This window comes from Flavobacterium anhuiense, from assembly GCF_900101855.1.
GTDB lineage: Bacteria > Bacteroidota > Bacteroidia > Flavobacteriales > Flavobacteriaceae > Flavobacterium > Flavobacterium anhuiense.
In genome coordinates this window covers 231517-251912 of record NZ_FMVC01000006.1, presented here as the reverse complement: position 1 = coordinate 251912, position 20396 = coordinate 231517, and the positions used below count along the sequence as shown (strand labels likewise).

Below are 20396 nucleotides of genomic sequence, written 5' to 3'. Positions count from 1 at the left end.
TAACAATCAAACTATTCTTACGAATACAAAATCCGTTTATATTTGATTCACCAATTATAATCTCTAACACAAAAAACATTTAATGAAAATGACAAAAGTAATCACGATAGCAACAGCTGCTTTATTTTCGATCGGCGTAATGGCTCAGGAAACAAAACCGGTAACAAAAGATAAAGAGAAAAAAGAATCTTGCTGTAAAAAAACATCAACTGATAAAAAAGATAAAAAATCTTGTTGCGTTAAAAAATAATTGAAACTGGATTTCAAAGAAAAGACCTCGCTAAAAACGAGGTCTTTTTATATATTGCTACGAAACTTTGTCAAAGTTTTGAACTTTGACAAAGCTCTCTAAATACTATTTCAAACGAACGCTCCATTCAAAATCCATTTCAGAAACTTGAACTCCTTCTTCATTGGTTCCGATAGACTTCATCCAGAACGTCTGCCCTTCTCCTGTTTCAATAGTTTTTTGAATCGCTTCGGCGATTAAATGCCCATCATTACAAACGAAAGTGATTCTACCAGTCGCTTTTTTAGTAAAATTCCCTTTGTTGTTGGCAACCAACATCGAAATTTTTCGACCGCTTTCTTGAATTTGAGAAATTACCAAAGCCCCGGTTGTCAACTCTGCTGCCATAGCCTGAACTGCAAAATACATGGAGTTAAACGGATTCTGATTGATCCATCTGTGTTTAACAGAAACAATACAACTGTCTTTATCTATAGCTTTTACACGTACCCCGCAAAAGTATGCTGATGGTAATTTGAACAATACAAATTTATTGAGTTTAGAAACTGAAACTGCCATGTGATATTTTTTTTAGTAAAAATACAAAAAAACTATGCATGCACAATAAATTAAGTAAACTTTCGAAAAAGACCAATAAAACAAGGCATTCGGAATGATTTCCAGTAAATTATAGGTATCTTACAAATTTGAAATTTGTTAAATTTTTGTTAATAATTAGTACTATGCAAAACAAGATACTGTTTTTTAGACATATATTTGCATAAGAAATTACTATATACTTTTAATCATGGAAACAACAACACCACTCATCATGGAAAAAACATCAGAAAAGAATACAGCAGCATTTACTCATTTGAGTACTTTAAGCCAATATATCATTCCGTTTGGGAACTATATTTTTCCGCTAATCATTTGGACAAACTATAAAGACAAATCTGAATTTGCAGATCATCACGGAAAACAGGCGTTAAACTTTCAATTAAGCATTTTGCTTTATTCTTTGATCTTAGCGCTTATTGCGATACCGATTTTCGTTACTGTTTTCTTGCAGAATCTTCCATTAGAAGCCGTTTTTAATGACGATGATTTTGTAATCAGAAACTTTAACATTCAGGCAAACATTGGAATTTTAAGTGTCGGCATAACAGCTGTTATACTTTTCGGGTTATTAAAGTTTGTTGAGTTCTTTTTAGTAATCTATGCTTCTATAAAAGCTTCAAACGGAGAATTATACAAGTATCCGATCACGATTCCTTTTATAAAGTGATACAAAAAATTAAAAGTTATAGTCGAAACATCAATCAAATCATATAAGTTTCGAAATCAATCATCATCAATCAAATCATCATCAATCAAATCATCATCAATCAAATCATCATCAATCAAAAAACGAATTGTTCAATCAAAAAAAAACAAAATGAAATTATGAACATTGAAAACACAAAAGCACAGATGCGCAAAGGTGTTCTTGAGTTTTGCATCTTATCAGTTCTAAAAGAAAAAGACGCATATACATCTGAAATATTAGACACTTTAAAAAACGCAAAATTACTAGTTGTAGAAGGAACCGTTTACCCGTTGTTAACTAGATTGAAAAATGACGGTTTACTAAATTATCGCTGGGAAGAATCGACCTCTGGGCCACCGCGAAAATATTATGGATTAACCGAGATAGGACAAACATTTTTAAACGAACTTAGCGGCACTTGGACAGAATTATCCGACGCCGTAAATCTAATCACCAATCAAAATCAATAAGTCATGAACAAAACAGTAAATATTAACTTAGGCGGGATGTTTTTTCACATCGATGAAGATGCATACTTAAAATTGACACGCTACTTTGACGCTATAAAACGATCACTTAACAACTCATCTGGTCAGGATGAAATCATTAAAGATATCGAAATGCGTGTTTCTGAATTATTGACAGAAAAACAAAAAAGCGAAAAACATGTTGTTGGACTGAAAGATGTTGATGAAGTGATTGCGGTAATGGGACAACCAGAAGATTATCGAATTGAAGACGAAGAAAATCCAAATCAGTCTTATAATAATTATGGCCCTAGAAAACACAAAAAATTATATCGCGATAAAGAAAAAGGTATGATCGGAGGTGTAGCTACAGGTTTAGGACATTACTTTGGAATTGACGCTGTTTGGATTAAAATCATATTCTTAATCTTCGTTTTCGCAGGTTTTGGAACAGGGATCTTAGCTTACTTTGTTCTTTGGATTGTAACTCCAGAAGCAGTTACAACTTCAGAAAAATTGGAAATGACTGGAGAACCTGTAACAATTTCGAACATCGAAAAAAAAGTTCGAGAAGAAATTGATTCACTTTCCGAGAAATTCAAAAATGCAGATTATGACAAAATGGGAAACCAAGTAAAGTCGGGAGCTGAGAGAATAAGTAGTTCATTTGGAGACTTTATCATGACCATTTTTAAGATTTTTGCTAAATTCTTAGGAGTAATTCTAATTATATCAGGGATTTCAACCTTAATCATGCTATTGATTGGCGTTTTTACTTTAGGGACTAATATTTTTATCGATTTCCCTTGGCAGAATTTTATCGAAGCTGGAAACTTTACAGAATACCCTCTTTGGTCATTCGGATTATTAATGTTCTTTGCTGTTGGAATTCCGTTTTTCTTCTTAACACTATTAGGATTTAAATTGTTATCTCCAAACTTAAAATCAATAGGAAACATTACAAAATATACGCTTTTAGCGCTTTGGATTATCTCTATCGCAATTCTTACTAGTATCGGAATCAAACAGGCAACTGAAATTTCATACGATAATAAAGTAGTAGAGAAAAAAGTTCTGGCAATTAAACCAACTGATACTTTATATATCAAGTTTAAGTACAATGATTATTATACAAAAAGTTTGAACCACTATAGAGAGTTTGAATTTGTACAAGATTCTGCAAACAACGAATTGATTTATTCTAATGATGTGCGTTTACACGTATTACACACAGACGAATCGACTCCATTTATTCAGATCGAAAAAAGCGCGAGAGGAAACTCTTTTACAAACGCGAAAAAAAGAGCAGAAAAAATTAATTATAAGTTCCAAATTAGCGGAAATCAATTACTTTTGGATAACTATTTTCTGACAGATGTAAAAAATAAATTCAGAGGACAAGAAGTTGACATTTATCTGTATGTACCAGAAGGCCAATTAATCAAACCTGATTCTTCTGTAAGAGATTATTATAATTCTGACGACAATTTCTTTGAATTAAATTATAACGGAGATTACAATTACAAAGTTATCGGAACTAAAGTAAAATGTTTAAACTGCCCTGCTGATGAGGACAATGACAACAATTACGAAAGTGATTATGAAAACGATCAAAATGATTCTGATACAAATACCACTAACGACACTATAAAAGAAGTTTCGGTTAAAATTAATGGAAAAGAAGTTTTAAACGGAAAAAAAACTAAAGGAAAACTAACTACTGATAAAAACGGAGTGATAATCAAAATTAACTAAACCATGATAAAAATAATCATTCATATTACGAAATTTATAATTGCAACTGTTACTGCTTTATTGTTTGCTTCATGTAATTTTAACATGAATGCAATTGAAGGAAGCGGGAATGTTACCACAGAAAAAAGAACTGTTCAAGGAGAGTTTAAAAATATCTCTGTAAGCAATGCCATCGATGTGGTTATTGTACAGTCTGATGCTCCCGAAATTACAGTTGAAGCTGATGACAATCTTCAAAAAGAAATTGTTACGAAAGTAGAAAACGGAACACTTATTATTGAGTGCAAGTACAATTCTTTCCGCAACATTACATCAAAAAAAGTAACCGTAAAAATGCCAGTTGTTCATAAAATAGAAGCCTCAAGTGCTTCAACAGTTGAAACTGATGGACTTGTTCAAGGTGAAGATATTACTTTAGAAGCTTCGAGCGCAGCATCAATGGATGTTAAAATCGAATCGGACAGAATCGCAGTGGATGCAGGAAGCGGAAGCTCTGTAGATATCGAAGGTAAAGCATTAAGCCTTACCACTTCAGTTTCTAGTGGTGGAAGTATTGATGCCGAAAAATTAATGGCCAATGATGTTCACGCAGATGCTTCTAGCGGAGGAACCGTTTCTGTACGTCCAATCTTAAGTCTAAAAGCAGATGCTTCTAGCGGAGGAAATATTAACTACAGCGGTAATCCAAAAACAGTTGAAAAATCTGCAAGCTCCGGAGGAAACGTAAACAAAAGCTAAAAAAACAACTGTTAAATATAAACGAAATCATTCACCAAAAGTGGATGATTTTTTTATATTTGTCAAAATCAAATCTAGAATTAATGAAAAAAAGTACCGCCCTACTCCTATTATTACTTGTTACAACTCTGACTTTCGCTCAAAAAAGAGAAAAAATTAAAGGTTCTAAAATTGTAACGACCTCAATAAAAGAAGTTGGAAGTTTTGATGCCCTTGAAGTCGATGATAATATAGAAGTTTATTTAGAACAAGGAGAAAAAAACGAAATTAAAATTGAAGCCGATGATAACCTGCACGATATTATCGGAATGGATTTAAGAGAAAAAACACTTCGCTTATACACCAATAAAGAATCTACTATTTTCAAGAAACTATCTGTCAAGGTTACTTATACTAAATCATTGAATAAAGTAATCACAAAAAATGAGGCAATAGTTTACGCTATTCAAGAACTGCAATTGGATGACATCACAATGAATTGTCTTGATTTTTCCAAATTGTATTTGAATGTAAACTCAAAAAAATTCACTTTAATCGCTGATGATAAATCCAGAACAGAATTAAACTTAAAAGCTGAAGACGGAAGTTTACAATTGAGCAAATATGCTGGAGTTAAAACGTTGGTTTCTGCAATAAAATTCAAATGCGATTTGTATCAAAAAGCAACCGCTGCAATTGAAGGTATTGCAGAAAAAGCTACTATTCGATTAGACAACAATTCAGTTTTTACAGGAACAAAATTTACTTTGAAAGATGCAAATGTTACAGCTGAAGGTTCTGCCGTTGCTACCATTTTAGCAGAAAACACTGTCGCAATTGCAGCTGGAGACAAGTCTGAAATTTCATTATATGGCGATCCAAAAATAGACCTTACACGCTTTAGCGAAGAAGCTAAGCTGATAAAAAAACCAGGTGCAACAAAGCCAAAAGCAACTACATTGTAACTTTGAAAACTTTTTAGGGTTTGATATAAAATAAAAGTCCCAATCATAAAGATTGGGACTTTTATTTTATAGTCTGTAAACTGTGACTGAGACCGTAAACTAAAAATTACTCTTTTGAAGCCAAATATCTTTCAGCGTCCAATGCAGCCATACATCCTGTACCTGCGGCAGTAATTGCCTGACGGTATACATGATCTGCAGCATCTCCCGCTACAAAAACACCTTCAACATTTGTTTTTGAAGTTCCTGGTGTATTTACTATATATCCTGTTTCGTCAAGAGTAATATAATCTTTAAAAATATCTGTGTTTGGTTTGTGACCAATTGCTACAAAGAAACCAGTTGCAGAAATTTCGATGGTTTCTCCAGTTGTTTTGTTTAAAGCTTTAATGGCATGAACTACATTGTTATCTCCTAAAACTTCAACAGTATCGTGATTCATTAAAATCTCGATGTTTTCAGTTTTACGAACACGCTCTTCCATAATTTTAGAAGCTCTGAATTTATCGCTTCGTACTAACATGGTTACTTTTTTACAAAGTTTAGATAAGTAATGTGCTTCTTCACAAGCAGAATCTCCTGCTCCAACAATAACAACATCTTGGTTTCTGTAGAAGAATCCGTCGCAAACAGCACAAGCAGAAACTCCTCCACCCATATTCAAATAGTGTTGTTCTGATGGCAATCCTAAATATTTAGCCGAAGCACCTGTTGAAATAATTACAGTTTCACAGTGCAATTCGATTGTGTCGTTAATCCAAACTTTATGAATATCTCCAGAAAAATCAACTTTTGTAGCCCAACCGTCACGAATATCTGCACCAAAGCGTTTTGCTTGTTCTTGTAGCTGAATCATCATTTCTGGTCCTGTAACTCCATCCACATAACCTGGAAAGTTTTCAACCTCATTAGTTGTAGTCAATTGACCGCCAGGTTGCATTCCTTGATATAGTACCGGATTCATATTAGCTCTGGCAGCATAAATTGCCGCAGTATAACCTGCAGGACCAGAACCTATAATAAGGCATTTAATTTTTTCGATTGTATTTGACATAGTAATAGTTTTTTTGAGTTGCAAATGTAAACTTTATTATAAAAAATATGGCCGAAAATAAATCTGAAATAGCTATGTCCAAATAAGTTTTATTTATTTTCATTTTTTCCTTTTGTAAACGAAATTTATTTATATCTTTGCATCCGCTTTCGGGCACTACAACAAAAATTACATCTTCGGGGTGTAGCGTAGCCCGGTTATCGTGTCCCGCTCTAGGCGGGAAGACCACAGTAACGATCAATGAGCAAATGCTACGGGGTGTAGCGTAGCCCGGTTATCGCGCCTGCTTTGGGAGCAGGAGGCCGCAGGTTCGAATCCTGCCACCCCGACAAAAGTCTTTTCATTTATTTGGAAAGACTTTTTTTTTGCAATAAACTCAAAATAAAAATATTGGCAAGCGGTTATCGCGTCCGATTCTGATCGGAAAAGCCACAGGTTCTCCCGAAAGCTTTCGGGACTACCACCCCAACAAGAGTCGAACAGAAATGTTCGGTTTTTTTATTTTTCATGCATTGTGTTCCAATGGTTGAAACCATTGGCTATATCCTCAAACAAAGCCGAAACGAAATAAACAGCCACGAATTCACGAATTTTCTTTTAAATACTTTATCTAATTATTATTCGAATTAATTCGAATAAATAATCGCAAAGATTTGAAAAAATAATTCGTGAATTCGTGGCAAAAAAATCTTTCTTTTTTATTTCTCCATACTTATATAAGAAGGATATGATTCTTTATTAGGCAACGTAAATTCCTCATCAAAAGGTTGTGTGCCTTCACCATTATTATAAGATCCTACACGTTTTACACCAGTTGCTGTACTTCCGCCTGTACCATTTATAACGTTTTGAATATTTCCCGAACCTGCAAAACGAGTAATGCACATTTTCTCCAATTTCACATTTGGACTATTCGGAATTTCAAAACCATTTTTCTTATTTACATTTCCATCCGTTCCTGTAAAAACAGCATACGAACCCATCCCGATTGTGTGATGTTCTTTTACCGAATTTGCTACTTTAAAAGCTGCATAACCATCAACCCTTCCTCCTTGACTGCTCCAACTCGCTTGATTTGGCGCATCATAAGGAGGTTCGTTCTGAAAGAAAAATGTTTTGCCACGTTCTCCCAGCCATAACACTTCATATTCCTGATAATGCTCAACAAATAATGCATAAAGCGTAACATCATTTCCTGCCACAATAAGTCCGTTTTTACATCTGTCTCTTTTCCAACGCGCGTCGCCACCTTTCTGCGATCCATGATCGGCACGCCACAACCAGAAATGGTCTCCAACAACATTATTACTATTTATCTGCATAGAAGCCTGAATCTGAATATTTTTTGATTGAACTCCGCCTACTCGACACGTAATATCGCTGAGCAAAATAGGATCCGCGCTATGATCTGCATTCGCTCCTTCATTGCCAATTCTAACTTGATACGTCGTACTATTAAATGAATCCATTAAAAGGCCAGCAATGATAATTCCGTCTTTATCATCAGCATAAATACATCCCCAAGTATTTTTTTCTGTTGGCTCTAGCGTCACAGAAGCAATACCAGCCCCCAGAAGTATAGCGTCTTTTCTATTTACCTGAATAGGAGCGTTCAAAGCATAATGTCCAGGAGTAAAAAATATGTTTTTGCCAGCTTTCAATGCTGCATTAATCTCTACATCAGTATCTCCTTCTTTCGCCACGTACCAGCTCGCAATCAAATCTTGAATTTCGCCTTTTCCCATATCTGTTGCCGACCAAGAAACTCCCACCCGATCTTTTTGCCATGCAGGAACAAAAACTTTATATTCGCCATCATCTCCAATAAAAAGAAAAGGTTTTTCTCTAATAATTGGCGTTGTCGCAATTGGAGAATTAGCTTCATTTGCTTGCGGAGGATTTACACACCCCTGCCAAACCATATTGTATGAACCACCCATAACTCCAGAACCCGATGGAAAAACTGTATTTCTAGTATACCATTGCTGTTGTCCGCCCCAATTTGGTCTCGAAGTTGTATAATGTGCATCGGCAATGAAGCCGCCACTGCCCCAAAAGTTAGTATTTCCAATATCTGAAATATATTTTGAAGTGCTTTCAATTAATAATCTTCGTGCGCTTGTTGACTGAGAAACAGTCCACGAAAAATCACGCATTACTTCCACATTTTCTACAGAACGCCAAAATGTACAAGTCGCATTTGCTCCGCCAGAAAGATGTGGTCTTGTGAAAATAGCTCCTAACTTAACATCCGACGGCACTTTACCCAAACCTCCAATATGAGAATAAAATCCTAACTCTATAGAATTAGCCTCAGCAGATGACGCAGAACCCGATCCTCCAACATCATAAGTCTGCCCATTCACATTTGGCTTAAAATAATAGGCTTGACGTTTTGTTGTCCATTCGCCATTTGCACCGCCTAAACCGATACTGCTAAATTGCGAATTAATTTCATTTCGCGCCGTCTCTGACTTTTCATGTTTTCTGTCGTAGAAATATATATTGTCTCCAAAAATCTGATTTTCGAGCGAAATGATAATCGTGATATCATTTCGGCTTACTTTATAATAGTTCTCATATTTGCTAGTAGTAGGCTTATTATCGATAAATGACAATTTAGAAGTTGATCCTACCGACACAAAATCAGATGCTAAACGACTGCCTCCTCTTGTAATTGTATAATTTCCAGAAGAACCAAAAGCCGACCATGATAATGTGATACTATGTTTCTTTTTGTTGTAAACAATTTTACGCTCTATATTTTTATTTCCTTCTAGTTTTTCATTAGTCGAATTGGGCGAAACGAAACTGCATAAAAGCATCATAAACGTAAATACTGTCAATAATGAGATTACTTTTTTACTCATAAGAATATTCATTTTGTGGTTTGATAGATTGTAATACTTATAGTTTTAAGAAAGCCCAAAATAGCAATAATCTCGAACCTTTACGTCCGTTTCTGAGCTCAATTTTCTTATCAAAAACACTACAAAACTTAAAAATTTGTCTTTTTCTAACACAAATAAAAACTTATCGAACATATCTGTTTTTCTCTAATAGTCTTTTTTTGTCAATAAAATAGAAAGAGAAAATAATATGAGAGAGATTATACTATTTATTACCTTATTCTTTTCTGCCGTTGCAATCGCACAACAAAAAAACATCACTCCTATCGATTCATGCGCTTCAGTTAGAGAAAGCGTCTTATACAAACAGAATGCCCACGCCTCTTATTATCACGATAAATTTAACGGACGAAAAACAGCAAGTGGCAGAAGATTCAACAACAATGATTTTACTGCCGCACACAAAAAATTTCCTTTTGGCACCATGTTAAAAGTAACGAATGAAGTAAATAATAAATTTGTTATTGTAGAAATTACAGATCGCGGACCTTTTGTAAAAGGACGAGAAATTGATCTTAGCAAAAGAGCTTTTATGAATATTGCTACTAACAAAAAAAGCGGTTTGGTTTTTGTCACTATCGAAATTTTAAAATAGTTCCTTGAACCTAATCAAAATTTAGGTGCCCATCATTTTGCAGCAAGAATATCACCTAAATTATTCAAAAAACTTATTAATAATTTTATTCATAACTAAAATTATTTTCTATCAAACTCCCATAAAACCCCGATTAATCACACTTTCGCAAATGTTAACAAAATAGATTTTCAGAAACCATAAATAATTGTATTTTTACGGTTCAAAATTCAGAAAATAAATGGGCAAAATCATTGCTATTGCTAATCAAAAAGGAGGCGTTGGAAAGACTACTACATCAGTAAATCTTGCTGCCTCATTAGGTGTTTTAGAGAAAAAAGTATTGTTGATCGACGCTGATCCACAGGCTAATGCTACATCTGGTCTTGGAATTGACGTAGAAACAGTTGAAACTGGAACTTACCAAATACTTGAGCATACTGTAACACCAAAAGAAGCCGTTTTAAAATGTACAGCTCCAAACGTTGACGTGATCCCTGCTCACATTGACCTTGTTGCTATCGAAATTGAATTGGTTGACAAAGAAAACCGAGAGTATATGCTTAAAAAAGCATTGGAAGAAGCAAAAGAAGAATATGATTATATCATTATCGACTGCGCGCCTTCTCTAGGCTTGTTAACCTTGAATGCTTTAACAGCAGCAGATTCTGTAGTTATTCCTATTCAATGTGAATATTTTGCACTTGAAGGATTAGGAAAATTATTGAACACTATTAAGAGTATTCAAAAAATACACAACCCAGATTTGGACATTGAAGGTCTATTGCTAACCATGTACGATTCAAGATTACGTTTATCTAATCAGGTTGTAGAAGAAGTTCAAAAACACTTTAATGATATGGTTTTTGATACTGTAATTCAGCGAAATGTAAAATTAAGTGAGGCTCCGAGCTTTGGAGAAAGCATCATCAACTATGATGCTACAAGCAAAGGTGCCGTAAACTATATTCATTTAGCACAAGAAATTATAAAGAAAAACAGTAAATAGTTTTTATGACAAAAGTAATTAAAAAACAAGCCTTAGGAAGAGGATTATCTGCCTTATTAAAAGATCCGGAAAACGACATTAAATCAGTAGAAGACAAAAATGCTGATAAAGTTGTTGGAAATATCATTGAACTTGAAATAAGTGCAATTGAAATAAATCCGTTTCAGCCTAGAAGCAATTTTAATGAAGAATCGTTACGCGAATTAGCCACTTCTATTAAAGAACTTGGCGTAATTCAACCTATTACTGTTCGTAAATTAGATTTTAATAAATACCAGTTAATCTCTGGAGAGCGTCGTCTTCGTGCGTCTAAATTAGTAGGACTTACTCATGTTCCTGCCTATATTCGTATTGCAAATGACAACGAATCATTGGTTATGGCTTTGGTTGAAAATATCCAACGACATGACTTAGACCCAATCGAGATTGCTTTATCATACCAGCGTTTGATTGACGAAATTCAATTAACTCAAGAACAAATGAGTGAAAGAGTGGGTAAAAAACGTTCGACAATTGCCAACTATTTACGTCTTTTAAAATTAGATCCGATTATCCAAACCGGTATTCGTGATGGTTTTATCAGCATGGGACATGGTAGAGCAATTATCAACATTGAAGATTTAGACGTTCAGACTGATATTTATCAAAAAATCGTTAGTCAAAATTTATCTGTTCGTGAGACAGAAGCTTTAGTTAAAAATTACCATGAAGGCCAACAGCCTAAAGCTGATGGAAAGCCTAAAGCTGATGCCGCTTTTATAGTTAGAGAAACGCAAAAAAACACTTTCAACGATTATTTTGGCTCAAAAGTTGATATAAAAGTCGCTGGTAACGGAAAAGGAAAAATTACAATTCCATTTAATTCTGAAGCTGACTTTAACAGAATTATAAAATTAATAAACGGATAGTGAATAAAATTGTCCCCATTGGTCTATTGTTCTTTCTAACAGGAACCGTTTCTCTTTTTGCCCAGGTAAAAAAAGACACGGTTTTGGTCGTAAAAGACACTACTGCATTACAAGAAATAGACCCGCTTACACCAGCAAAAGCAGCTTTTTATTCTGCTATTTTACCAGGTTTAGGCCAAGCATACAACAAAAAATATTGGAAAATTCCATTGGTCTACGGAGCAATCGGAACTAGTTTATATTTTTATATAGACAACAATAAAAAATACCACGATTATCGTGACGCCTACAAACGAAGATTAGAAGGCTACAACGATGATAAATATCAATTTTTGGATGACAGCCGTCTTGTTGATGGACAAAAATTCTACCAAAGAAACAGAGATCTCTCTGCATTGTTTGTTGTCGGATTCTATGTCTTAAACATTATCGATGCCAATGTTGATGCCGCGTTGATACAGTTTAACGTAAACGAAAGGCTTTCAATGCGTCCAGAAATTTATCCCGACGATGTAACATTTAAACCAAATGTCGGACTAACCTTTAATTATAAGTTTTAATAGATCATATTCTATTTAAAAAATCAAAAACAAATCATAATGAAAATTGCGCTTTTAGGATACGGAAAAATGGGTAAAGTAATTGAAAGAATTGCTTTAGAAAGAGGTCATGAAATAGTTTTAAAGAAAGACGAATTTAACACCTATGACGGACTTTCAACAGCCGATGTTGCCATTGATTTTAGCGTGCCATCAGCAGCAGTTAGTAATATCTCAGCATCCTTTAATGCTAATGTGCCTGTAGTATCAGGAACAACAGGATGGCTAGAGCATTATGATGAAATGATTGCGCTTTGCAACGAGAAAAAAGGAGGATTTATTTCTAGTTCAAATTTCAGTTTAGGAGTAAATATTTTCTTCGGGTTAAATGAATATTTAGCTAAAATCATGAATCAATTTGATTCTTATAAAGTTTCGATGGAAGAAATTCACCACATCCACAAACTTGACGCTCCAAGCGGAACAGCTATTTCTTTAGCACAAGGTGTTATCCAAAACAGCAATTACGCCAATTGGACTTTAGAAGAAGCAAAAGCAAATGAAATTCATATTGAAGCAAAAAGAATTGGAGAAGTGCCTGGAACACACACCGTAACTTACGATTCGCCAATAGACAGCATCGAGATTAAACACACCGCTCATAATCGTGAAGGTTTTGCATTAGGCGCTGTTATTGCGGCAGAATGGCTAGCAGGAAAACAGGGGATTTACTCTATGAAAGACGTACTTAACTTACAATAAATTGACCAAAATTCAAGTCAGAAAACCTTGAATTTGAAACTTAAAATACAATTATTATGACACTTTACTCTTGGTTCGTATTTTTTCTAGCTGTACAGATTATTCATTTCCTTGGTACTTGGAAACTGTATCAGGCAGCAGGAAGAAAAAGCTGGGAAGCTGCAATTCCGGTATACAATTCAATCGTTTTAATGAAGATTATCGGACGCCCAACATGGTGGACATTATTACTTTTTATTCCAATCATCAATCTGATTATGTTTCCAGTTGTATGGGTCGAAACGTTACGAACTTTTGGTAAAAAATCGACTTTAGACACAATCTTAGGACTGTTTACTTTAGGCTTTTACATCTATGTTGTCAATTATACTCAAAAATTAGAATATCATAAAGATCGCAAACTAACTCCTGACAACAAAGCAGCAGATACCGTTAGCTCTTTATTATTTGCCATTATTGTAGCAACATTAGTACACACTTATGTTGTACAGCCGTATACGATTCCAACATCGTCTTTAGAAAAATCTTTATTGATTGGCGATTTCTTATTTGTAAGCAAATTAAACTACGGTCCTAGAGTTCCCATGACAACGGTAGCCTTGCCAATGGTTCACGACTCAATTCCTTTAACCAAAAGCAAATCGTACTTAAGCTGGCCGCAATTACCATATTTTAGACTACCTGCTATCCAGAAAATAAACCGATGCGATATTGTCGTCTTTAACTGGCCCGTCGATACGGTTCATTATTTCTTCGAACCAAAAGGAAGACCTGGCGTTATTAAGCCAATTGACAAAAAATCAAATTACGTAAAAAGATGTGTTGGTATTCCTGGAGACAGTTTATCAATAAAAGACGGTTATGTTTTTATTAATGGAAAAAAATTAGTTTTACCAGAAAGAGCTAAACCACAATACTCATACGCTGTAGCATTAGACGGGAAAACACCTATTGATTTTGAAACCATTTTCAAAGAATTGGACATTACAGATCCTGCAGGCTTTAGAACAGAAAAAAGAGATACACTTTATTTAGGAGCCTTAACAGAAGCTGGAGCAGAAAGATTTAAAAACACTCCTGGCGTTACTGCCGTTATCCGAAAAGTTGATCATGGAGATGACAATGCTATTTTTCCTCATATCAACAAATGGAACCAAGATAACATGGGACCAATTTACATCCCTGAGGCAGGAAAAACGGTTGCTCTAACAAATGAATCTCTTCCTTTCTATAAAGAGATTATCACAAATTACGAAGGAAACACATTAGAATTGCAAGGTTCAAAATTCTTAATTAACGGAAAACCTGCGACAACGTACACTTTCAAACAGAACTACTACTGGATGATGGGAGACAACCGTCATAACTCTGAAGACAGTCGCTATTGGGGTTACGTACCTGAAAATCATATCGTAGGAAAACCAGTATTCATTTGGATGAGCTGGGATACCAACGGAAAAGGCATCAATAAAATTCGTTGGAACAGAGTATTTACAACTGTAGACGGCGAAGGTCAGCCTCATTCTTACTTTAAATATTTCTTAATACTTCTTGCTATCTACTTCGTTGGAGATTTTATCTGGAAAAAAAGAAGAGAGAATAAAGCATAATTAAAAAATAAGTTATTTTTGTGTCAGGTTTCAAGTTTCACGTTTTACGTCAACTTGAAACCTGAAACTTTTTAAACTTGAAACAAAACGAAATGAATTCCTTAATACTTCCAACTTATTTCCCATCTATCAGTCATTTTGCTGTAATCGCGCAATCAGACAGCATTACTTTTGAAATGGAAGATAATTTTCAGAAACAGACCAATAGAAATAGAACTTACATCTATAGTCCGAATGGAATTCAATTATTAAATATCCCTGTTAAGCATTCTAAAACTGCACATCAAAAAACAAAAGACATTTTAATCGAAAACGAATTTGATTGGCAGAAACAGCATTTTAAATCGCTTGAGGCCGCATATAGAAGCTCTCCTTTCTTTGAGTATTTCGAAGATGATATCGTTCCTATTTTCGAGAAAAAACATGAATTTTTAATGGATTTGAATTTCGAAGTGTTAGACGTTGTGACAAAATGTCTTCGAATGAAATTGGAATTTGGAAAAACTACAGAATACTTTCATGAAGTTACTGATTTTGCCGATTTCAGATATCTAGCAAATGGTAAAAAGGATGCTAATTCTTTTGAAAAATACACTCAGGTATTTGATGACAAACACGGTTTTATCAATAATTTAAGTGTTTTGGATTTGCTTTTTAACGAAGGTAAATTTGCAATGGATTATTTGAAAACCCAAAAGATCATATAAATTATGAATTATAAGTTATGAGTTATGAATTTTCGTATCACCTTAACTTTTGACTTTCGAACTTTCAACTAAAAAAAATCATTCCACAGAAAGTCTTGTCATAATCGGATAATGGTCTGAATTTTCGAAGTCAGAAAAGCTTTCAAATTGTTTTACTTTCATTTTACTATCTGTAAAAATATAATCAATTCTAGCAGGATAGTATTTGAACTTATAAGTAGCTCCAAAACCTTCTCCAGCTTCCTCAAAAGCATCTTTTAATTTCCCTTTTATATTTCGGTACACATAAGAAAATGGACTATTATTCATATCTCCGCAGATAATAATTGGGTAATTGCATTTTTTAATATGCTCTTTAAAAATTTCTGCCTGCTCTTGCTGTTGCGTAAATCCTTTACTTATTCTAGCATAAATGCGTTGTGATTTCTTCTGATTCACATTATCAATATCATCGGAAATTTCACTTACATCGGGAGAAATTTTAATAGATTGCAAATGCATATTGTAAACACGGATAATATCTTTTCCGCGCTTAATATCAGCATAAACTACATTATTATCTGACTTTGGAAAAATGATATTTCCTTCGTCAATAATTGGAAACTTAGAAAAAATAGCCTGCCCAGTCTTAATTTTTTTGCCGTCAATAAAAATATAGCGGTGCGGATAAACCTTTAAATCTAAATGTGCCGAATTTGAATATTCCTGAATACACAAAATATCAGGATCTTTCTCATCTATAAAAGCTTTAATGTTTGACGGAATATCATCTCGATCCAGCCATTTAAAAACATTAAAAAGACGAACGTTATAACTCATTACAGAAAAATCCTTTTCATCCTTCACATACTCTTTTCCAGAAAACTTATAAAATTTACTGATGAATGTAATTCCTGTCAGCAAAACCAAACCCGATAAAATAAGGCGTTTTTTAAACTGAATTCCCCAATAGATAAAGAACAATCCATTGGCCACAAAAAAAGCAGGCATAAACAAAGTAAGCACCGATAAAAGCGGAAAACTTTTAGGTGCTAAAAAAGGTAAAACATAGATGCTAAATGTAAGCACAGTCAGCACTATGTTCAAAAAGAACATTATTTTATTAAACCAAGAAAGGTTTTTCATATTTTTCTCCTACAAGTTTATTTTCCAGCTTTAAATAAAAACTCTTTTTCTTCCTTTGTCAGACAATCGTATCCTGACTGGCTAATTTTGTCTAAAATTTCATCAATCTGCTGTTGCGTTTTATCTTTCGTAACAATTCTTGATGTAGTTTTTTCTGTAGGTCTTTTGTAATTTTTATGAACTTTTGTAAATGGGGTCGTAGGAGATTTTCTAAAAAGATTTGCGAAGAAATCTAAAGTTTTAGAAACAACGATACTTAAATCAGTACCGTTTTGAAGCAATTTAATATAAGCAAATCCGAAGAAAGCACCAGCAAGATGCGAAATATGTCCGCCCATATTCCCTAAACGGAACTGCATTAAATCTAAAATTAAAATAACAGCCGTAATATGCCAAAGTTTCACATTTCCGAATAAAAACAAACGAACATTCATTAAAGGAGAATAGGTCGTTGCGGCCACCAAAATAGCCATAATTGCTGCAGAAGCACCAACAATAGAACCGCTGATATTAGAAAAATAAAAACTCAGTGCAAAAGCCACTCCTGCAAAAAGAGCGCTTAAAAGATACAATCCTAAATATTGCTTTTGAGTAAAATAAGTCAAAAACAAAGTGCTCGCAAAATTAAGCACCATCATATTGAACAACAGATGAAAAAATCCATCGTGAAAAAAAGCATAGGTTAAAAAAGTCCAAGGCTTAAACATAAAAACCTGAGGATCTGACGATAAAGCCAACCAACTTGGAAAAGCAAATTGACCTATTGAAAATTGATAGAAGAAGATAAGTGATACAATAAAACATGCTATATTCCAATACATAACACGCATAGCAATACCACCCAATCTATATTGTAATTTTAAATCGTCTAGAATATTCATAGAAACTCTTTTGTTTTAGAATTTGTACTTTAAAGTTAAAAATTAATTCCAACGGTTGTTATTAAACTGATTTTTTTTCCAGTACAACATCATTAAAAAACCAGCAATTGCACCGCCAACGTGAGCAAAATGCGCAATTCCAGTTCCTCCGCTTCCAAATAAAGAACTTCCTTTAAAACCTAAAAATAAGTCAATTGCTAAAATTCCAGGAACAAAATATTTTGCTTTGATAGGAACGGGAATAAAGATCAATGCCAACTGAGCATTTGGAAACATAAATGCAAAGGCAGTTAATAAACCGTAAATTGCTCCAGAAGCACCCAAAACTGGCGACTGAACTATACCGCTAGCCTGTGCCAAAGCATTAAATTGTTCTTGCGTGCAATGTGCTTTATTTAAAATTGTAGCGATTTCTCCTTGTACCATTCGGCCACTGGCATCGAATAAAGAAGAATAATTTGCATTCAAAATCAAGTGTAATTCTGATTTAGATAAATTCAATTCAGAAACAGAACTTAAAAGAGATTGCAGCTGAAGGTAGTTTACTCCAGTATGAAGCAATGCCGCACCTAATCCGCAAGAAATGTAGAAAAACAAAAACTTTTTTCCTCCCCAAAAATGCTCCAATGCAGACCCGAAGCTGTATAAGGCAAACATATTAAATAAAATATGCGCAAAATTTGGCCATGGTGCATGCATAAACATGTGCGTAATGATTTGCCAAGCTCTGAAACTTTCGCTTTCTGGATAGAACAATGACAAATACTCGTAAGAAACTGGCACTAATTGAGCACCAATAAAGAATATTATATTAATAATTAGCAGTTGTTTAACTACTGGCGTGATATTCATCATAAAGCAAACTTTTTATCTATATCTTCTACACGCATAGTGATGAAGGTAGGTTTTTGAAAAGGTGAAATATTTGGATCTTTACAAGCAAACAAACCATTTACCAAATTATCTTGTTCTTTTTCGGTCAAATAAGATCCTGTTTTAACCGCTAAACTTTTGGCCATCGATTTGGCAATTGTATCATTCTGACTGTAACTGTTTGCTGGAATTCCATCCTGCAAGTCGCTCAATAATTGTTCTATTACCTGAGAAACTTCGCTTTCTGTAATATTTACAGGAATTCCGGAAATTACAATGTGATCTGTCTTACTTTCATCAAAAACAAATCCGGTAGTTTCCAAAGAAGGTTTCAATTCTTCGATCAACTTCATTTCTGAAGCCGAATAAAACAAATCTAAAGGAAAAAGCAATTGTTGGCTCGCCGCCTGATTGACGGTCATGTTCAGCAAAAATTGTTCATACAAAATTCGCTGATGTGCACGCTGTTGGTCAACAATAATCATTCCTGATTTTATTGGAGATACAATATATTTTTTATGAATTTGATACGTTTTCTGCGTTGCCTGTTCCACTTCTTCATCATCAAACAAAGAAGAGGTTACTTCTTCATTTTCGAATGTAAAAGGCGAACTTTCTATACTTTCAGGATTTTCGACATCCAAACCAACATACAAACTTTCCCAGCTTGCCGTTGGCTCAACTCTTTTAGAATAACCTGAATACGATGACCCAGAATATGACGATCCTGACGATGATGATGATGATGATGATGATGATGAACTTGAACTATATCCAGAAGATCCTGAGGCAGCTTTACTATAATGCTGATTGGTTTTATCATCAGTAAAAGGATTAAAAGTGCCGTCAACCTGAATTGTCGGAATTTCTGCTTCTACATCTTTATAATGATATGGTGTATCTAAATTGGCATCTCGATCAAAATCTAAAACTGGAGCGACATTAAACTGTCCTAAACTGTGTTTGATGGACGCTCTTAAAATAGCATATAATGCTTGCTCGTCATCAAACTTAATTTCTGTTTTAGTCGGATGAATATTGATATCAATTGTGTTTGGCGGAACCTGTAGATACAAGAAATAACTTGGTTGAGAACCATCTTTCAGCAATCCGTCGTATGCAGACATAACCGCATGGTGTAGGTAACTGCTTTTTATAAATCGATCATTTACAAAAAAGAACTGTTCTCCTCTATTTTTCTTTGCAAACTCCGGTTTACAAACAAATCCTTGAATGCTTATAATATCAGTTTCTTCATTTACTGGAACCAACTTTTCATTTGTTTTACCAGACATGATACCCACAATTCTCTGGCGATATCCCGCTGCTGGAAGATTGTACATTTCGCTTCCGTTATGATAAAAGCTAAAATGAATATTTGGATGCGCCAGTGCCACACGCTGGAATTCATCCATGACGTGACGAAACTCAACTGTATCTGACTTTAAGAAATTACGGCGAGCAGGAATATTAAAAAACAAGTTTTTAACCGCAAACGAAGTTCCCTTTGGCAAAACGGCCACTTCCTGCGAAATAAATTTACTTCCTTCAATTATGATATGCGTTCCCAATTCGTCTTGATCTTGCTTGGTTTTCATTTCCATATGCGCAATCGCTGCAATAGAAGCCAAAGCTTCTCCACGGAAACCTTTTGTCCCAAGCGAAAACAAATCTTCTGCCTGACGGATTTTGGATGTTGCATGACGGGCAAAACACAAGCGTGCATCGGTAACGGTCATTCCGACTCCATTATCGATAACTTGCACCAGCGATTTACCGGCATCTTTTATAATTAATTTAATATCAGTTGCTTTGGCATCAACAGCATTTTCTAACAACTCTTTTACGACTGAAGCAGGTCTTTGAACCACTTCTCCAGCAGCAATTTGGTTAGCAACGTGATCAGGAAGCAATTGAATAATACTCGACATTAAGCAAAAATAGGTTTTAAAGTTAGATTAGGTTTTTACAAACCAAGAAGTACAAATTTAATGAATTTTGGT

General features: G+C 34.4%; 20 protein-coding genes and 1 tRNA gene. 14 read left to right on the top strand and 7 right to left on the bottom strand.

Going from position 1 to position 20396, the window contains the following annotated elements; translation table 11 throughout:
* The first annotated feature begins 88 nt into the window (after positions 1 to 88).
* Positions 89 to 250 carry a hypothetical protein gene (locus BLP44_RS23005; protein WP_160782830.1) on the top strand — a complete coding sequence of 54 codons (162 nt, stop codon included), beginning with the start codon at positions 89 to 91 and terminating at the stop codon, positions 248 to 250.
* A 105-nt stretch (positions 251 to 355) separates the two neighbouring features.
* Here BLP44_RS23005 and BLP44_RS17155 read toward each other — a convergent pair whose 3' ends face one another.
* Positions 356 to 808 carry a DUF4442 domain-containing protein gene (locus BLP44_RS17155; protein WP_008464693.1) on the bottom strand — a complete coding sequence of 151 codons (453 nt, stop codon included), beginning with the start codon at positions 806 to 808 and terminating at the stop codon, positions 356 to 358.
* Positions 809 to 1037: 229 nt separating this feature from the next.
* On the opposite strand from BLP44_RS17155, the gene BLP44_RS17150 reads away from it, so the two are divergent.
* From BLP44_RS17150 to BLP44_RS17130, 5 genes are all read left to right on the top strand, one after another.
* On the top strand, positions 1038 to 1517 hold the full coding sequence (locus BLP44_RS17150) for a DUF4870 domain-containing protein (protein ID WP_119792881.1): 480 nt from the start codon (positions 1038 to 1040) through the stop codon (positions 1515 to 1517).
* 158 nt (positions 1518 to 1675) lie between these two features.
* Positions 1676 to 2008, top strand: coding sequence for a PadR family transcriptional regulator (locus BLP44_RS17145; protein ID WP_008464689.1), 333 nt, complete (start codon positions 1676 to 1678; stop codon positions 2006 to 2008).
* Between the two features lie 3 nt (positions 2009 to 2011).
* Complete coding sequence (locus BLP44_RS17140) at positions 2012 to 3760, top strand: PspC domain-containing protein (protein WP_008464685.1); 1749 nt, start codon at positions 2012 to 2014, stop codon at positions 3758 to 3760.
* A 3-nt stretch (positions 3761 to 3763) separates the two neighbouring features.
* Positions 3764 to 4498, top strand: a complete 735-nt coding sequence (locus tag BLP44_RS17135; protein ID WP_091134719.1) for a head GIN domain-containing protein — start codon at positions 3764 to 3766, stop codon at positions 4496 to 4498.
* An 83-nt stretch (positions 4499 to 4581) separates the two neighbouring features.
* A complete protein-coding gene (locus BLP44_RS17130; RefSeq protein ID WP_244511799.1) occupies positions 4582 to 5442 on the top strand; it encodes a GIN domain-containing protein in 861 nt (286 codons plus the stop codon).
* A gap of 106 nt (positions 5443 to 5548) precedes the next feature.
* Here the strand turns inward: BLP44_RS17130 and trxB are convergent, their stop codons facing one another.
* Positions 5549 to 6496, bottom strand: a complete 948-nt coding sequence (gene trxB / locus BLP44_RS17125) for a thioredoxin-disulfide reductase (protein ID WP_091134717.1) — start codon at positions 6494 to 6496, stop codon at positions 5549 to 5551.
* Between the two features lie 254 nt (positions 6497 to 6750).
* On the opposite strand from trxB, the gene BLP44_RS17115 reads away from it, so the two are divergent.
* Positions 6751 to 6825 (top strand) — tRNA-Pro (locus BLP44_RS17115).
* Between the two features lie 369 nt (positions 6826 to 7194).
* Here BLP44_RS17115 and BLP44_RS17110 read toward each other — a convergent pair.
* Positions 7195 to 9366 carry a pectate lyase family protein gene (locus BLP44_RS17110; protein ID WP_091134894.1) on the bottom strand — a complete coding sequence of 724 codons (2172 nt, stop codon included), beginning with the start codon at positions 9364 to 9366 and terminating at the stop codon, positions 7195 to 7197.
* 229 nt (positions 9367 to 9595) lie between these two features.
* Between BLP44_RS17110 and BLP44_RS17105 the strand changes: the two genes are divergently transcribed.
* The 7 genes from BLP44_RS17105 (at position 9596) to BLP44_RS17075 (ending at position 15514) form a co-directional block, all read left to right on the top strand.
* Complete coding sequence (locus BLP44_RS17105; RefSeq protein WP_091134713.1) at positions 9596 to 10000, top strand: septal ring lytic transglycosylase RlpA family protein; 405 nt, start codon at positions 9596 to 9598, stop codon at positions 9998 to 10000.
* A 220-nt stretch (positions 10001 to 10220) separates the two neighbouring features.
* A complete protein-coding gene (locus BLP44_RS17100; protein WP_008464569.1) occupies positions 10221 to 10988 on the top strand; it encodes a ParA family protein in 768 nt (255 codons plus the stop codon).
* A 5-nt stretch (positions 10989 to 10993) separates the two neighbouring features.
* The gene (locus BLP44_RS17095) at positions 10994 to 11896 is read left to right on the top strand and encodes a ParB/RepB/Spo0J family partition protein (protein WP_008464568.1); all 903 of its coding nucleotides are present in this window, start codon (positions 10994 to 10996) and stop codon (positions 11894 to 11896) included.
* The gene (locus BLP44_RS17090; protein ID WP_052017591.1) at positions 11896 to 12456 is read left to right on the top strand and encodes a DUF5683 domain-containing protein; all 561 of its coding nucleotides are present in this window, start codon (positions 11896 to 11898) and stop codon (positions 12454 to 12456) included. The genes BLP44_RS17095 and BLP44_RS17090 overlap by 1 nt, the downstream gene beginning before the upstream one ends.
* 39 nt (positions 12457 to 12495) lie before the next feature.
* Complete coding sequence (gene dapB, locus BLP44_RS17085; RefSeq protein ID WP_008464565.1) at positions 12496 to 13197, top strand: 4-hydroxy-tetrahydrodipicolinate reductase; 702 nt, start codon at positions 12496 to 12498, stop codon at positions 13195 to 13197.
* Between the two features lie 56 nt (positions 13198 to 13253).
* The gene (gene lepB, locus BLP44_RS17080; RefSeq protein WP_008464563.1) at positions 13254 to 14807 is read left to right on the top strand and encodes a signal peptidase I; all 1554 of its coding nucleotides are present in this window, start codon (positions 13254 to 13256) and stop codon (positions 14805 to 14807) included.
* 92 nt (positions 14808 to 14899) lie between these two features.
* A complete protein-coding gene (locus BLP44_RS17075) occupies positions 14900 to 15514 on the top strand; it encodes a WbqC family protein (protein WP_066033653.1) in 615 nt (204 codons plus the stop codon).
* A 78-nt stretch (positions 15515 to 15592) separates the two neighbouring features.
* Here the strand turns inward: BLP44_RS17075 and BLP44_RS17070 are convergent, their stop codons facing one another.
* From BLP44_RS17070 to mutL, 4 genes are read right to left on the bottom strand one after another with little or no spacing between them, the layout of a single operon-like run.
* The gene (locus BLP44_RS17070) at positions 15593 to 16639 is read right to left on the bottom strand and encodes an endonuclease/exonuclease/phosphatase family protein (protein ID WP_035691148.1); all 1047 of its coding nucleotides are present in this window, start codon (positions 16637 to 16639) and stop codon (positions 15593 to 15595) included.
* Positions 16640 to 16656: 17 nt separating this feature from the next.
* Complete coding sequence (locus BLP44_RS17065) at positions 16657 to 17520, bottom strand: rhomboid family intramembrane serine protease (protein ID WP_008464557.1); 864 nt, start codon at positions 17518 to 17520, stop codon at positions 16657 to 16659.
* Between the two features lie 42 nt (positions 17521 to 17562).
* Positions 17563 to 18375, bottom strand: a complete 813-nt coding sequence (locus BLP44_RS17060) for a rhomboid family intramembrane serine protease (protein ID WP_083219832.1) — start codon at positions 18373 to 18375, stop codon at positions 17563 to 17565.
* Positions 18372 to 20324 carry a DNA mismatch repair endonuclease MutL gene (gene mutL, locus BLP44_RS17055; RefSeq protein ID WP_091134711.1) on the bottom strand — a complete coding sequence of 651 codons (1953 nt, stop codon included), beginning with the start codon at positions 20322 to 20324 and terminating at the stop codon, positions 18372 to 18374. Before mutL ends, BLP44_RS17060 begins: the two co-directional genes overlap by 4 nt.
* Between the last annotated feature and the right edge of the window lie 72 nt (positions 20325 to 20396).